The following is a 13768-nucleotide window of genomic DNA, read 5'->3' as shown; positions in this document are numbered from 1 at the left end:
GGGGACCATGGTTTCCCCCGTCCCCTCCCCCGCCACGCCTGCTGCCGTTCCCGCAGCCGGGCTGGTGCGCCAGGCGCGCCGGCAGCTGGCGCGGGATCTCGCGCTGTCCCTGCCGGACCTGGCGGCGCGGATGGATGCCTTTCTCGGGCACCTTGCCGACCAGGTCGCCACCCAGCGTGAAATGCAGGCCCACCGCGCGGCGCTCGAGCGCTGGCGCGCGCACCAGGCCGACTGGATCGAGGGCTGCCGCAGCGCGCTGGAAGCCGCGCTGGAAGCTTCGGCCCTGCCCGCCGCGTCCATGCGCGCCAGTGCTGCGCTGCCTGACGCCTTCGAGCTGCTCAGCGACGACGCGGTAGAAAACCAGATCCAGGCGGCGCGGCTCGCACTGGCGGCCGACGAGCTCGCCGGCAGCAGCTTCGAGGCGCTGCGCCTGCGCAGCCAGTGGCTGCAGCACCAGGAGCTGGCGGCGGACGACCTGCTGCGGCCCGAAACCTTCTGCGAACTGCTGGTCGAGCAGTGGCGCCTCTCGGGCCTGCCGCGCTCCGACCTGCAGGGCGTGACGGCGCCGCTGCAGTCGGCGCTCGGCGAGCTGCTGCAGGCCGCCTATGAATCGCTGCACGCGCTCTATGACCACGAGGGCGTGCCCCAGCCGCGCGAGCTGGCGGTGCTGCGGCGCAATACTGACACCCCCCAGCCCTCGCAGCCGATGCCCCTGGTGCCCGCCAAGGCGCCCGCCTCCCATCCGCTGCTGCGCGCGCGCCACCGCGCCCAGGAGGTGGTGCAGCAGCTGCGCCACCTGCTGGCGCCGGGCGCGCGTGCCGCGAGTGCACCGGGTTCGCCCGTGCCCGGAGCCGCCGCGCCGGCACCGGTGCCGGGTGCCCCCACGCCGGCCGATCCCGGCCTGCTCCAGGCGCTGGCCCGGGAGGCGCCGGCCGAGGCCTCGTGGCATGCGGACCTGTCCGCGGGCACTGGCGGGGCCGCGGGCGTGGAGCTCGGCCAGCTGGCGCGCGCGCTGCGCCAGCGCTCCAGCAGCTGGAAGCAGCAGGCGACGGCGCCCAGCGACCGCGCGGCCATCGAGATCGTGGCGCTGATGTTCCAGAGCATCCTGGCGCAGGACCGCATTCCGCCTTCGGTGCGGGTGTGGTTCGCGCGCCTGCAGCTGCCGGTGCTGCGCGTGGCGCTGGCCGAGCCCGAGTTCTTCAGCAACCTGCAGCATCCGGCGCGCCTGCTCATCGACCGCATGGGCGCCTGCGTGCTGGGCTTCGATGCCGCCACCATGGGCGGCAGCGAGCTCGAGGCGGAGATCGCCCGCATCGTGCAGACCATCGAGCAGTTTCCGGAAACCGGCCAGCGCGTGTTCCAGCTCGCGCACGAGGAGTTCGAGAAATTCCTGGCCGGGTACCTGACGCAGGAGCAGTCCAAGGCGCGGATCATCTCGGTGGTGCAGCAGATGGAGGAGAAGGAAACGCTCACCATCCAGTACACGATCGAGCTGCGCCGGCTGCTCAAGGACATGCCGGTGCGCGCCGAGTTGCGCAACTTCCTGTTCCGCGACTGGGCCGAGGTGCTGGCGCTGTCGGCGGTGCGGGTGGGCGCGGCCCATGCCCAGACCCAGGCCTTCAAGCAGGCCGCCAGCGACCTGGTGTGGGCCGGCAGCGCCAAGCCCACGCGCGAGCAGCGCGCGCAACTGATCCGCAGCCTGCCCCAGTTGCTGCAGTGCCTGCGCGACGGCCTGACGCTGGTCGGCATGCCCGCGGGCACCCAGACCGAGCAGCTCAAGCGGCTGACCGATACCCTGGCCGAGGCCTTCGTCGCCAAGACCGCAGCCATTGCCCCCGAAGAGCTCGAGGCGCTGGCCCGGCGCCTGAGCCACCTGGAGGATTTCATGGCCGCCGACGGCCTGCCGGAGGGCACGCCGCTGTCGGCGCACAACATAGAGATCCTGCTGGGGGTGGAAATCGCCGGCCTGCAGGTGCTTGGCAACAGCGCGCAGCCGGTCGACCCGGCCCTGCTCGAATGGGCACGCACGCTGCAGCCCGGCAGCTGGTTCACGCTGGACCACAACGGCGCCAGCCTGCAGGTGCAATATGCCTGGCACAGCACCCAGCGCCAGCTGCACCTGTTTGCCACGCTGGACGGGCAGAGCTATCTGATGCCGTTGCAGCGGCTGGCCAGCTATCTGCAGTCGGGGCTGCTGGTGTGGCATGACGCGGAAGGGGTGACGCTGAGGGCAACGCGGGATGCGCTGGAGAAGATTGAAGCCAATCCGGAGAGATTGCAGAGTTAAAGAGCACCTACGGGCTATGGGCGGCGCATCGAAGGATCTACGGCCAAATCTTGAGCGCAGGCTGTTCATGGTTCGACAGGCTCACCACGAACGGTTTTAGACCGTTCGTCCTGAGCTTGTCGAAGGATGAACGGCCTGCCCTACAGAATCACCCCCGCTCCATCCTTTGGAACACGCCCCCCGCCAGCCTTGCCACCCGCCCCGCGAGCTCCAGCTCCAGCAGCGCCGCCTGCAGCTGCGCCGCGCTCCAGCCGGTGCGCGCCACCAGTTCGTCGAGCCCCAGCGGGTCATACCCCAGCGCCGCCAGCAGCGTCCGTTCGGCGGCCGTTTCCGGCGGACCTGCAGGCGCCTTGGCCGGAGCCGGGCGCTGCGGTGCCAGGCCCTGCAATTCCTCCAGCACGTCCTGCGCCGTCTCGACCAGCTTGGCGCCCTGGCGCAGCAGCGCGTGGCAGCCCTGCGACTGCGGCGCGTGGATCGAGCCGGGAATGGCGAACACCTCGCGCCCCTGCTCCGCGGCCAGCCGCGCGGTGATCAGCGAGCCCGAGGCCAGCGCCGCCTCCACGACCAGCGTGCCCTGCGCGAGCCCGGCGATGATGCGGTTGCGCTGCGGGAAATGCGCGGCCAGGGGCGGCGTGCCCAGCGGGTATTCGCTGACCAGCAGCCCGGCGCGCACGATGCGCTGGGCCAGCGCGGCATGCCGGCGCGGATAGGGCTGGTCCAGCCCAGTACCCCAGACAGCAATGGTGGCCGGGCCCGCATCGGGCGCGCGGGCGGCGCGCAGCGCTCCGGCGTGCGCCGCGCCATCGATGCCCAGCGCCATGCCCGAGACGATGCACAGTCCGGCCGCGCCCAGCTCGTGCGCCAGGCGCTCGGCGTCGAGCAGGCCCTGCGCGCTGGGGTGGCGGCTGCCGACCATGGCCAGCGCACGCTGCTGCGGAAACAGCGCCTGGCCCGGCGCAAAGGCCGAAGCCGGGCCGGCCACATACAGCAGCAGCGGCGGGTCCTCGGTGGCCAGCAGGCTGGCGGGATAGCGTGGATCGCCCATGGCGACGACCGCATGCGCCAGCCCGGGCGGCGGCGCCTGCAGCCATTGCCAGCAGGTGTCGATGGCGGCGCGCTGCGCGGGCGATACGGCCAGCAATGCCGCGCGTTGCGCGGGGTTCAGCAGCGCGCCCAGGTCCGCAGGAGATTGCTCGAACAGCGCCTGCACCGAGCTGCCGCAATGCCTGAGCAGGCGGCGTGCCAGCGCGCGGCCGATGCCCGGCGCCAGCGTCAGCCTGAGCCAGGCCGACAGCTCGTCCCGGTCCAGGCCCTGCGCTTGCATGGATGGCCGATCAGTGCGGCGTCACCAGATGGTCGCCGACCACGACGGGACGGCGCACCTCGAGGATCAGCGCGTAGGACACGCGGTCGAAGCTGCGGAACACCATCGCCAGGCCATTGTGCTCGCGCGGCAGCTGCACCTGCGGGCGCTCGGCATCGGTCTTGTCCTGGATCACATCGCCCTGGGTCACGATCTGCAGCACCTGGCCTGGGGCCATTGCATCGCGCGTGCCACGGTTGATGGCGATGACCTGGTTCTGCGCCGCGAAGCGGATGGCGGTGTCGCCATAGAGGGAGACCACGCGCGCATCGACCTCGCCGGCGGGCGCATGCGGCACATAGTTGGAAAAGCTGCGCGCGGGCGCCGGCAACAGCCGGTCGCCGGCATAGATCTCGCTCCTGGCATCGGTGATGTCGATGGTCGCCGGCACCTGGGTCTCGCGGACCTCGCCCTTGGCGTCCTGCACGCTGACCAGGGTCTCGCCCTCGACCAGTTCGGCCTGGCCCATGTACTGCGCCTCGTAGCCGAGGATCTCGCCGTTGTCCGGATCCTTGAGCTCGCGCACATCGCGGAAGACGCGCCAGGCGCGCGTTGCGGGCGAATCGGGCTGCGGCACCAGGCCGGTGCTGCCGCGCACATAGGCGCGGTCGCCGCTGGCCATGATCACGCGCTCGTCAGTCGTGGCGATGATGCGCGGCGCCTGCGCCAGCCGCTGCGCATCGACCACCAGCGGCTGCACCAGGAAGGGTTCGATCAGGTGCGCGGGCAGCGTCGGCAGGGCCATGTTGGCCAGGCTCTCGCTGCGCACGCGCGGCGACAGGCGCACCGTGGGCAGGCCCTGGGACCCATCCCTGGCTCCCATGCGCAGCCGGGCGTAGCCATTGCTCTTGTCGAGGTAGAGCACCTGGCCCGGGTAGATCAGATGCGGGTTGGCGATCGATGCGAGGTTCATGCCCCAGAGCTCGGGCCAGCGCCACGGCCGGCGCAGGAACATGCCGGAAATGCCCCAGAGCGTGTCGCCGCGGCGCACCATGTACTCGTCCGGCGCGGTGGGAGACAGTTCGCCGAGCGGCACGCCCTGCTGCGCCACCTGCTGGGCGGTGGCGCGCTGCACCGGCGTCACCGGGTAGTTCTGGGCGTGCAGCACGGGCAGGGCCGCCAGCAGCAGGGCCCCGGCGCTCCAGCTCCGCGCATTGGAAAATGCCGTCATCTCGCTCCCTCTTCTGGTCTGGCCGCAGCATGGCAACACGTAACAAAGCATCAAGGATTCTCGGCGCAAGGCCTTGATCAGGCAATGATTATTGGAGCGCCGCCCAGCGAATGAACGCAAAAGTGGCGAAAATAGCGAATCATTTTTTGGGCTGCCATGGCAATTCTTCCCATCCTCTGCTACCCCGATCCACGCCTGCACAAGGTGGCCCAGCCGGTCACCGTGGTGGATGAGCGCATCCAGGCCCTGGTGGCCGACATGCTCGCAACCATGTATGACGCCCAGGGCATCGGCCTGGCGGCCACGCAGATCGACGTGCACGAGCGCGTGGTGGTCATCGACGTCTCGGAGGATCGCGACCAGCCGATGGCGCTGATCAATCCCGAGATCGTCTGGGCCAGCGACGAGAAGCAGACCGGCGACGAAGGCTGCCTGTCGGTGCCGGGCATCTATGACGGCGTCGAGCGCTCGACCTCCGTCAAGGTGCGCGCGCTCGACGACAAGGGCCAGATGCGCGAGATCGAGGCCGAGGGCCTGCTGGCCATCTGCATCCAGCACGAGATGGACCATCTGATGGGCAAGGTGTTCGTCGAATACCTGTCGCCGCTCAAGCGCAACCGCATCAAGACCAAGCTGCTCAAGCAGCAGAAGCAGGACCGTCAATGACGCTGCGCCCGGTGCTGGCCCTGTCGGCGCGCTGGGCGTTCTGCGGCATGCTGGCCCTGGGGCTGACCGGCTGTGCCGTTGCCGAATGGCAGAAGATCGGCGCCCCGCGCGCCGAGGTGCTGCAGGACATGGGCCGGCCCACCCTGTCCTATGCGCTGCCCGGCGGCGGCGAGCGCCTGCTCTACAGCGGCCAGCCCGCGGGCCAGTTCGTCCACCACCTGGATTTCGATGGCCAGCAGCGCCTCGCGCGCGTGGAGCAGGTGCTGACCGTGGAGCAGTTCCACCGGCTGCGCAATGCGGTGGACACGCGCGAGACGGTGCTGCAGCAGTTCGGCCCGCCCGCGCTGGTCGAGGGGGTGGCCAGCTTCAAAGGCGACATCTGGACCTACCGTTTGCGGGAAAATGGGGCCTCGCGCCAGGCCCATGTGCACATCGACCCCGCGGGCGTGGTGCGCCGCGTGATGTTCACCGACGAAGTATTCAACGACCGCGACCCTTTCGATTGAGCCGCGGCGCCCTTTTCCCTGTGATTGCATGAATGTCATCTTTGCCGGTACGCCGGAATTCGCCAGCGTGGCCCTGCAGCGTCTGCTCGACGCGGGCTTTCGCGTGCCCCTGGTGCTGACCCAGCCCGACCGCCCCGCGGGCCGCGGCATGAAGCTGCAGGCCTCGCCCGTCAAGCAGTGCGCGCTGGCGCACGGCATCGCGGTGAGCCAGCCGCGCAGCCTGCGGCTCGACGGCAAGTACCCCGAAGACGCGGCCGAGGCGCAGGCCGCGATCGCCGCCGCGCAGGCCGATGTCATGGTCGTGGCGGCCTATGGCCTGATCCTGCCGCAATGGGTGCTCGACGCGCCGGCGCGCGGCTGCCTGAACATCCACGCCAGCCTGCTGCCGCGCTGGCGCGGCGCCGCGCCCATCCACCGCGCGATCGAGGCCGGCGACAGCGAGACCGGCGTTACCATCATGCAGATGGATGCCGGGCTCGACACCGGCGACATGTGCCTGGTCGAGCGCCTGCCGATTGCCGCCACCGACACCACGGCCAGCCTGCACGACGAACTGGCCACGCTGGGCGGCCGGTTGATCGTCGAGGCCCTGGAGATGAGCGCCTGCGGCGGTCTGCCGCGCATGCCCCAGCCCGCCGCGGGCGTGACCTACGCGCACAAGATCGAGAAGGCCGAGAGCTGGATCGACTGGCGTCAGACGGCTGCGGCCATCGACCGGCGGGTGCGCGCCTTCACGCCCTTCCCCGGCGCCGCCAGCCAGTGGCAGGGCGAGACCATCAAGTTCTGGGAAGGCCGGCCCGAACCGCGCGTGGGCGACGCCGCGCCCGGCACCGTGCTCGCGGCCGACGCCGAGGGCGTGGTCGTTGCCTGCGGCGAGGGTGTCATGCGCTTCAGCCAGCTGCAGCGCGCGGGCGGCAAGCGCCTGGCGGCCGCCGATTTCCTGCGTGGCTTTGCGCTGCCCGCCGGCGCGCAGCTCGAAGCCGCGCCATGAACCAGCCCGCACAAACGCCCACCCGGGTGGGCGCCCTGGCGCATCGCGCGCTGGGCATGGCGCGCGAGCCGGCCTTCCGCCTGGGCATGCGCGACCTGAGCGGCGTCTCGCTGGGCATTGCCGCCTGGGCGCTGGTCACGGGCGTGGCCATGGTCAAGAGCGGCATGTCCGTGTCCATGGCGCTGTTCATGTCCTTCGTGGTCTACGCCGGCAGCGCCCAGCTGGCGGTGCTGCCGCTGATGATCGCCGGCGCGCCGCTGTGGGTGATCTGGTTCACGGCCTTCTGCGTGAACCTGCGCTTCGTGATCCTGAGCAGCATGTGGCGCCAGTATTTCGCCCATCTCCCGCGCCGCCACCGGCTGGCCATCAGCTATTTCAGCGGCGACGTGATCTTCGTCGCGTTCTTCAAGCGCTACACGGGCGGCGAGCGCAACCCCGAGCAGGTGCCCTATTTCTGGGGCGCGGCCGCGACCAACTGGGGCGTCTGGCAGGCGTTCTCGGTGGCCGGCATCTTCCTTGCCGACCAGGTGCCGCTGTCGTGGGGCCTGGGCTTCGCTGGCGTGCTGGCGCTGCTGGGCGTGCTGTATTCCATGCTCAACGACCGCACCACCTGGGCCGCCACCGGCGTGGCCGCTGCCGTGGCGGTGGCGGCGTTCGCGCTGCCGCTCAAGCTCAATATCCTGGCGGCGATCGCGGCCGCCGTGGCCGTGGGCCTGATGCTGGAGAACACCGAGCGCCGGCTGCGCGAGTGGCGCGCGGGCCCGGCCACGCTGCGCGCGCCCGATCCGGCGCGCGGCGAACGGAACCCGGTGCTGCCGCTGGAAGAGGAGCAACGCCCATGATGGATTCCTGGTGGCTGTTTGCCCTGAACTGCCTGGGCCTGGGCGCGATCACGCTGATCACCCGCGCCTTCTTCATGTTTCCCGAGCGCGAGGTGCCGATGCCGCACTGGCTCAAGCGCGGCCTCAAATACGCGCCGCTGGCGGCGCTGGCGGCGGTGATCGCGCCGGAGCTGGTCATCACCCAGGGGGCGCTGATCGGCACCTGGCTGGATGCGCGGCTGCCGGCTTTCGTCTGCGCCACGGCCTATTACTTCTGGCGGCGGGGGATCCTGGGGACGATCGTCGTGGGGATGGCGGTTTATTTGCCGTTGCATATTGGCCTTGGCTGGTAGGACGCTGTAGGCCGTAACACCATGAAGAACCTGAATTGCGCCTCGAAGCGCCCTTCGACAAGCTCAGGGCGAACGGTGTGAGAGAGCTAGCAGGCAGCAAGCAGATAGCAGGCAGAAAGCGCAGCGGTTACTCACCGTTCGTCCTGAGCCTGTCGAAGGATGACGGGCCAAATCGACAGCAATCGCGCGCCCTACAATAGCGGCGCTCTTTCAATCCCACTCGCCCCCCAAGGCCACCCGCTCCCATGAACATTCTCCGCTTCTCCGACCTGTGCGACCAGGGCAAAGCCCAGGGCCAACGCGTCTTCATCCGTGCCGACCTGAACGTCCCGCTCAACGACGCGGGTGACATCACCGAAGACACGCGCGTGCGCGCCTCGGTGCCCTGCATCGAAATGGCGCTCGAGGCCGGCGCGGCCGTCATGGTCACCAGCCACCTGGGCCGCCCGACCGAAGGCCAGTTCCAGCCCGGCGACTCGCTGGCACCGGTGGCCAAGCGCCTGTCGGAGCTGCTGGGCCGCGACGTGCCGGTGGTGGCCGACTGGGTCGATGGCGTGCAGGTCGCGCCCGGCCAGGTCGTGCTGCTGGAGAACTGCCGCGTCAACGTCGGCGAGAAGAAGAACCAGGAAGCGCTGGCGCGCAAGCTCGCTGCGCTGTGCGACATCTTCGTCAACGATGCGTTCGGCACGGCGCACCGCGCCGAGGGCACGACCTACGGCATCGCCCAGTACGCGCCCGTGGCCTGCGCCGGCCCGCTGCTGTCGGCAGAGATCGACGCGCTGCAAAAAGCCCTGGCCGCGCCCGCGCAGCCGCTGGTGGCCATCGTGGCCGGCTCCAAGGTCTCGACCAAGCTGACGATCCTCGAAGCGTTGTCGCACAAGGTGGACCAATTGATCGTCGGCGGCGGCATCGCCAACACCTTCATGCTGGCCGCGGGTCTGAAGATCGGCAAGTCGCTGGCCGAACCCGACCTCGTGCCCCAGGCCAGGGCGGTGATCGACGCCATGGCCGCGCGCGGCGCGCAGGTGCCGATCCCGACCGATGTCGTCGTGGCCAAGACCTTTGCCGCCGACGCGCCCGCGACCATCAAGGCCGCCACCGACGTGGCCGATGACGACCTGATCCTCGACATCGGCCCCGAGACCGCGGCCCGCCTGGCCGGGCAGCTCAAGGCCGCCGGTACCATCGTCTGGAACGGCCCGGTCGGTGTGTTCGAGTTCGCGGCCTTCGAGAACGGCACGCGCACGCTGGCCCAGGCGATTGCGCAATCCCCGGCCTTCAGCATCGCCGGCGGCGGCGACACGCTGGCGGCGATCGCCAAGTACGGGATCGAAGACCAGGTGGGGTATATCTCGACCGGTGGCGGCGCGTTCCTGGAAGTGCTGGAGGGGAAGAAGCTTCCGGCGTTCGAGATTCTGGAAAAGCGCGCGAACGGCTGATTGCGCGCCGGTTTCCAGAGCAGCGGTCCGTCATCCTTCGACGCGGCCGGCCAGGCAGGCTCAGGACGAACGGAAGTTTGACCGCTCGCCCTGCGTAGTAACCGTTCGCCCTAGGCGGGCCCCCCTGAGCTTGTCGAAGGGTGGACGGCCTGCCCACAAGTTTTTCTGTGCCCTGCGAGAAGGCCCCGCTGGTTCTTGCGTACAGGCCCTTCACCCTTCGACGGCCTCGGGGGGGCCCGCCTAGGGCGAACGGTTTCGGGTCGTAGCCTGTGCTTGCTCTTCCATCAAGCCCGTCCCCGCACGGGCTTTTTGCATGGGCCCTTCCCCTGACCCCGTGCCTTAAAATCGCGCCCCATGACTTTCCTCGACATGCTGCGCAACGCCGGCTCGCAAAACCAATCCATGCTGTGTGTGGGTCTCGATCCCGAACCCGAGCGCTTTCCTGCCGCGATGCGAGGCGATGCCTCGAAGATCTACGATTTCTGCGCCGCCATCGTCGACTCCACCGCCGATCTGGTGAACTCCTTCAAGCCGCAGATCGCCTACTTCGCCGCCCACCGCGCCGAGGACCAGCTCGAACGGCTGATGGCCCACATGCGCGCCGTCGCGCCCCATGTGCCGGTGATTCTCGACGCCAAGCGCGGCGACATCGGCTCCACGGCCGAGCAGTACGCCAAGGAGGCCTTCGAGCGCTATGGCGCCGATGCCGTCACCCTGTCGCCGTTCATGGGCTTCGACTCGGTGGCGCCCTACCTGAAGTACGAGGGCAAGGGCGCCTTTCTGCTGTGCCGCACCTCCAACCCCGGCGGCGACGACCTGCAGGCGCGCACGCTGGCGGACGTGCCCGGCACGCCCAAGGTGTTCGAGCATGTGGCGGCGCTGGCCCAGGGCCCTTGGAACCTCAACGGCCAGCTCGGCCTGGTGGTCGGCGCCACGCGCCCGCACGAGATCGAGCGCGTGCGCGAGATCGCCCCTACGCTGCCGCTGCTGATCCCGGGCGTGGGTGCCCAGGGCGGCGATGCCGTGGCCACGGTGAAGGCCGGGCTGCGCACGCATGGCAGCATCATCGTCAATTCTTCGCGCGCGATTCTCTACGCGTCTTCGGACGTCGACTTCGCCGAGGCCGCACGCGCCCAGGCGCTGGCCACACGCGAAACGCTGCAACAGGCAGCGCTCGAAGCACAACGCTGACCGGACACCCGGCCATGCAGATCAAATGGCTGGAAGACTTCCTGATGCTGGCCCAGGAGCGCAGCTTCACGCGCGCGGCCGAGCTGCGGCATGTGACGCATCCGGCCTTCGGGCGGCGCATCCGCGCCCTCGAGGCCTGGAGCGGCACGGCGCTGGTCGTGCCCGGCAGCAGCCCGGTGCGGCTCACGCCCGCGGGCGAGGCCTTCCTGGAGACCTGCGCGCTGACGACGCGCACGCTGGCGCAGTCGCACGAGGAGCTGCAGGCGATTGCCGGGCGGCAGGCGCAGTCCATCCTGCTGGCGACAGGCCGCACGCTGGCGCGCACCATCGTCGCCGACTGGCTGCTGCGCCTGGGCCCGCTGCTGCAGACCAGCCCGCTCACGGTGTACACGCGCACGCTGCATGAGGCTGTGACCATGCTGGAGCAGGACGAGATCCACTTCTCGCTGATCTACCACCACCCGGCCATCGCCGTGCGCTGGGACGCGCGCCAGTTCAGCTACGTGCAGATCGCCAGCGACCGGCTGGTGCCGGTGTCGCGCGCCAACCCCGAGGGCCAGGCGCGCCACAGCTTCGCCGCGCCCGGCAGCGTTCCTTACCTGGCCTATCCGCACCGCATGGCGCTGGGACGCCTGCTCGAGGACCACCTGTCGCAGAACCCGAATGCGCCGCGGCTGCAGCGCATCCTCGAATGCGACTCGGCCGATGCGCAGTACGAATACGTCCACAAGGGCCTGGGCGTGGCCTGGCTGCCGTGGTCGATGGTGCATGCGGACTGCAAGGCGCGGCGCCTGGCGCTGGCCGGCGGGCGCAACATGGAGGTGCGCTTCGATGTGCGCATGTACCGCGCCAAGCGGCGGCTGAGCCCATCGGCAGAGGAATTCTGGAGCCGCGTGACGGAACGATGACAGGGCTCTGGTCGTGCCATAAAGGCACGTGCTGGTGCCGCGATGGCACCAAACCATAGCGCTGGAGTCCTAACAATCGGGGTTATTCAGAAAAGGAATCGCCCCATGCAAAATCGTTCTATCCTGCGCCGCACCGCCCTGGCTTGTGGCGTTGCCCTTCTGGCGGCGGGATCGGCCTTCGCCGATGCGTCGTACCCCAACAAGGCCATCACCATGGTCATCGGCTACCCGCCGGGCGGCAGCACCGACCTGGTGGGCCGCATGGTCGGCACCGAGCTCGCCAACCGCCTGGGCCAGCCCGTGGTGATCGAGAACCTGGGCGGCGCCGGCGGCGCCATCGCGGCGCAGAAGGTCGCCAAGGCGGCACCCGATGGCTACACCATCATGGTCGGCGCCAACAACGAACTGGCGATCGCGCGCCTGATCAACAAGAGCCTGAAGTACACCATCAAGGACTTCACCGCGATCGGCATGGTGGCCTCGCAGCCGCTGGTGCTGGTGGCCTCGCAGAAGGCCGGCGTGAAGAACACCGCCGAATTCATCGCCGCCGTGTCCAAGGCCCCGGGCCAGACCAGCTACGGCAGCTCGGGCGTGGGCACCTCGCTGCACCTGGCCGGCGAACTGGTCAAGGAACAGGGCGGCCTGCAGATGATGCACATCCCCTACCGCGGCGTGGCGCCCCTGACCACCGACCTGGTCGGCAACAACATCGAGTACGGCATGTTCGTGCTCTCCAGCGGCCTGCCGCAGATCCAGTCGGGCAAGGTGATCGCCCTGGGCACGACCGAAGCCAAGCGCTCGCCGATCACGCCGAACATTCCCGCGCTGGCCGAGAACCCGGCCTTCAAGAACGTGGACATCAGCGTCTGGTTCGCGCTGATGGCGCCGGCCAACCTGCCCAAGCCGGTCCAGGACAAGCTGAAGAAGGCCCTCACCGACACGCTGGCCTCGCCCGACTTCCGCAAGAAGCTGGCTGCCACGGGCTCGGTGGTCTCGGACCCCAAGCTCGACTCCGACAAGTACATCGCGTCCGAGATCGCCAAGTACACCAAGATCGTCGAATTCGCCAAGATCGAAGAGTAAGCATGAGCACACTGCAATTTGACCTGCCGGCCCCGGACATCAGCGCCTGGCGCGCGGGCAATACCGGTACCGAGGGCGTCTGGCGCTTCGACTCGGGCGTGCCCGGACGCAACGTGATGATCACCTCGCTGGTGCACGGCAACGAGCTCAGCGGCGCCTGGGCCGTCAAGGGCCTGCTCGAGGCCGGCCTGCGCCCGCAGCAGGGCACGCTGACGCTGGTGTTCGCCAACCTGCAGGCGTTCGACCGCTTCGATGTGAATTCGCACGATGCGTCGCGCTTCACCGACGAGGACCTGAACCGCCAGTGGAGCGACGAGCGCATGGACGCGGCCGACAGCAACGAGCGCCGCCGCGCCGCCGCGCTGCGCCCCTTCGTGCGCCAGACCGACTGGCTGCTGGACCTGCATTCGATGCACGAGCCCTCGGCGCCGCTGCTGCTGACCGGCGTGCAGCCGCGCAACCTGCAGCTGGCCAAGCAGATGGGCGCGCCCACGCACATCGTGATCGACGCGGGCCACAAGGACGGCACGCGCCTGCGCGACTACGGCCGCTTCGGCCTGCCCGACGAGGAAGCCGGCGACTCGCGCACGCTGCTGATCGAATGCGGCTTCCACGGCGATCCGGCCAGCCGCGGCGTGGCGCAGGACCAGTGCCTGCGCTTCCTGCTGGCGTCCGAGATCATCGACGAAGCCGAGGCCGAGCGCCTGCTGCCCGGCTGGCGCCTGCCCGACCCCGCGCCCCAGATCGCGCTGACGGTGACCGGCCCGGTGGTGGCGAAGAGCGCGAATTTCCGCTTCAACGCGCCCTTCACCGGCCTCGAGCACTTCCCCAAGGCCGGCACGGTGATCGGCGACAACGACGGCGAGCCCGTCGTGACGCCCTATGACGACTGCGTGCTGGTGATGCCTTCGGTGCGCCAGGCCCTTCCCGGCGTGACCGTGGTGCGCTTCGCGCGCTCGGCGCCGCTCTGACCAGTCCGCCCGCCGCTG

General features: G+C 69.6%; 13 protein-coding genes. 11 read left to right on the top strand and 2 right to left on the bottom strand.

Translation table 11 applies throughout. The annotated features are described in order from the left end of the window. Positions 1-7: 7 nt before the first annotated feature. Positions 8-2287, top strand: coding sequence for a DUF1631 family protein (locus M9799_RS08785; protein ID WP_231042825.1), 2280 nt, complete (start codon positions 8-10; stop codon positions 2285-2287). A 148-nt stretch (positions 2288-2435) separates the two neighbouring features. Here M9799_RS08785 and dprA read toward each other — a convergent pair whose 3' ends face one another. Both dprA and M9799_RS08775 read right to left on the bottom strand, forming a co-directional pair. Further along, the gene (gene dprA, locus M9799_RS08780; protein WP_231043228.1) at positions 2436-3596 is read right to left on the bottom strand and encodes a DNA-processing protein DprA; all 1161 of its coding nucleotides are present in this window, start codon (positions 3594-3596) and stop codon (positions 2436-2438) included. A gap of 25 nt (positions 3597-3621) precedes the next feature. Then, complete coding sequence (locus M9799_RS08775) at positions 3622-4821, bottom strand: LysM peptidoglycan-binding domain-containing protein (protein ID WP_231042826.1); 1200 nt, start codon at positions 4819-4821, stop codon at positions 3622-3624. Positions 4822-4977: 156 nt separating this feature from the next. Here M9799_RS08775 and def point away from each other — a divergent pair, with 156 nt between their 5' ends. The 10 genes from def (at position 4978) to M9799_RS08725 (ending at position 13750) form a co-directional block, all read left to right on the top strand. Further along, positions 4978-5487 carry a peptide deformylase gene (gene def, locus M9799_RS08770; protein ID WP_231042827.1) on the top strand — a complete coding sequence of 170 codons (510 nt, stop codon included), beginning with the start codon at positions 4978-4980 and terminating at the stop codon, positions 5485-5487. Further along, positions 5484-5993 carry a hypothetical protein gene (locus M9799_RS08765; protein WP_231042828.1) on the top strand — a complete coding sequence of 170 codons (510 nt, stop codon included), beginning with the start codon at positions 5484-5486 and terminating at the stop codon, positions 5991-5993. The genes def and M9799_RS08765 overlap by 4 nt, the downstream gene beginning before the upstream one ends. A 28-nt stretch (positions 5994-6021) precedes the next feature. Next, positions 6022-6984 carry a methionyl-tRNA formyltransferase gene (gene fmt, locus M9799_RS08760; RefSeq protein WP_231042829.1) on the top strand — a complete coding sequence of 321 codons (963 nt, stop codon included), beginning with the start codon at positions 6022-6024 and terminating at the stop codon, positions 6982-6984. Next, a complete protein-coding gene (locus M9799_RS08755) occupies positions 6981-7826 on the top strand; it encodes an AzlC family ABC transporter permease (RefSeq protein WP_377007791.1) in 846 nt (281 codons plus the stop codon). Before fmt ends, M9799_RS08755 begins: the two co-directional genes overlap by 4 nt. After that, the gene (locus M9799_RS08750; protein ID WP_231043230.1) at positions 7826-8158 is read left to right on the top strand and encodes an AzlD domain-containing protein; all 333 of its coding nucleotides are present in this window, start codon (positions 7826-7828) and stop codon (positions 8156-8158) included. Before M9799_RS08755 ends, M9799_RS08750 begins: the two co-directional genes overlap by 1 nt. Positions 8159-8403: 245 nt before the next feature. Beyond that, positions 8404-9597 (top strand): phosphoglycerate kinase, encoded by a 1194-nt coding sequence (locus tag M9799_RS08745; RefSeq protein ID WP_231042830.1) that lies wholly within the window; start codon positions 8404-8406, stop codon positions 9595-9597. A gap of 354 nt (positions 9598-9951) precedes the next feature. Beyond that, positions 9952-10788: an orotidine-5'-phosphate decarboxylase gene (gene pyrF, locus M9799_RS08740; RefSeq protein WP_231042831.1), complete on the top strand. Its 837-nt coding sequence runs from the start codon at positions 9952-9954 to the stop codon at positions 10786-10788. Between the two features lie 14 nt (positions 10789-10802). Beyond that, entirely contained in the window at positions 10803-11696 is an 894-nt protein-coding gene (locus M9799_RS08735) for a LysR family transcriptional regulator (protein WP_231042832.1), read from the top strand. Between the two features lie 105 nt (positions 11697-11801). Then, positions 11802-12779, top strand: a complete 978-nt coding sequence (locus M9799_RS08730) for a Bug family tripartite tricarboxylate transporter substrate binding protein (RefSeq protein WP_231042833.1) — start codon at positions 11802-11804, stop codon at positions 12777-12779. A gap of 2 nt (positions 12780-12781) precedes the next feature. Then, positions 12782-13750 (top strand): M14 family metallopeptidase, encoded by a 969-nt coding sequence (locus tag M9799_RS08725; RefSeq protein WP_231042834.1) that lies wholly within the window; start codon positions 12782-12784, stop codon positions 13748-13750. The last annotated feature ends 18 nt before the right edge of the window (positions 13751-13768 follow it).

Source organism: Comamonas endophytica (assembly GCF_023634805.2).
Classification (GTDB): domain Bacteria; phylum Pseudomonadota; class Gammaproteobacteria; order Burkholderiales; family Burkholderiaceae_C; genus Comamonas; species Comamonas endophytica.
Note: the sequence above shows the minus strand (reverse complement) of the source record. Positions and strands in the feature narration are given on the sequence as shown.

Bases quoted from the DNA above. Each gene is read 5' to 3' on its own strand.
- M9799_RS08730 (WP_231042833.1), top strand. From the start codon at position 11,802: ATGCAAAATCGTTCTATCCTGCGCCGCACCGCCCTGGCTTGTGGCGTT.
- M9799_RS08745 (WP_231042830.1), top strand. From the start codon at position 8,404: ATGAACATTCTCCGCTTCTCCGACCTGTGCGACCAGGGCAAAGCCCAG.
- M9799_RS08775 (WP_231042826.1), bottom strand. From the start codon at position 4,821: ATGACGGCATTTTCCAATGCGCGGAGCTGGAGCGCCGGGGCCCTGCTG.
- M9799_RS08750 (WP_231043230.1), top strand. From the start codon at position 7,826: ATGGATTCCTGGTGGCTGTTTGCCCTGAACTGCCTGGGCCTGGGCGCG.
- def (WP_231042827.1), top strand. From the start codon at position 4,978: ATGGCAATTCTTCCCATCCTCTGCTACCCCGATCCACGCCTGCACAAG.
- M9799_RS08725 (WP_231042834.1), top strand. From the start codon at position 12,782: ATGAGCACACTGCAATTTGACCTGCCGGCCCCGGACATCAGCGCCTGG.
- M9799_RS08755 (WP_377007791.1), top strand. From the start codon at position 6,981: ATGAACCAGCCCGCACAAACGCCCACCCGGGTGGGCGCCCTGGCGCAT.
- M9799_RS08735 (WP_231042832.1), top strand. From the start codon at position 10,803: ATGCAGATCAAATGGCTGGAAGACTTCCTGATGCTGGCCCAGGAGCGC.
- M9799_RS08785 (WP_231042825.1), top strand. From the start codon at position 8: ATGGTTTCCCCCGTCCCCTCCCCCGCCACGCCTGCTGCCGTTCCCGCA.
- fmt (WP_231042829.1), top strand. From the start codon at position 6,022: ATGAATGTCATCTTTGCCGGTACGCCGGAATTCGCCAGCGTGGCCCTG.
- pyrF (WP_231042831.1), top strand. From the start codon at position 9,952: ATGACTTTCCTCGACATGCTGCGCAACGCCGGCTCGCAAAACCAATCC.
- M9799_RS08765 (WP_231042828.1), top strand. From the start codon at position 5,484: ATGACGCTGCGCCCGGTGCTGGCCCTGTCGGCGCGCTGGGCGTTCTGC.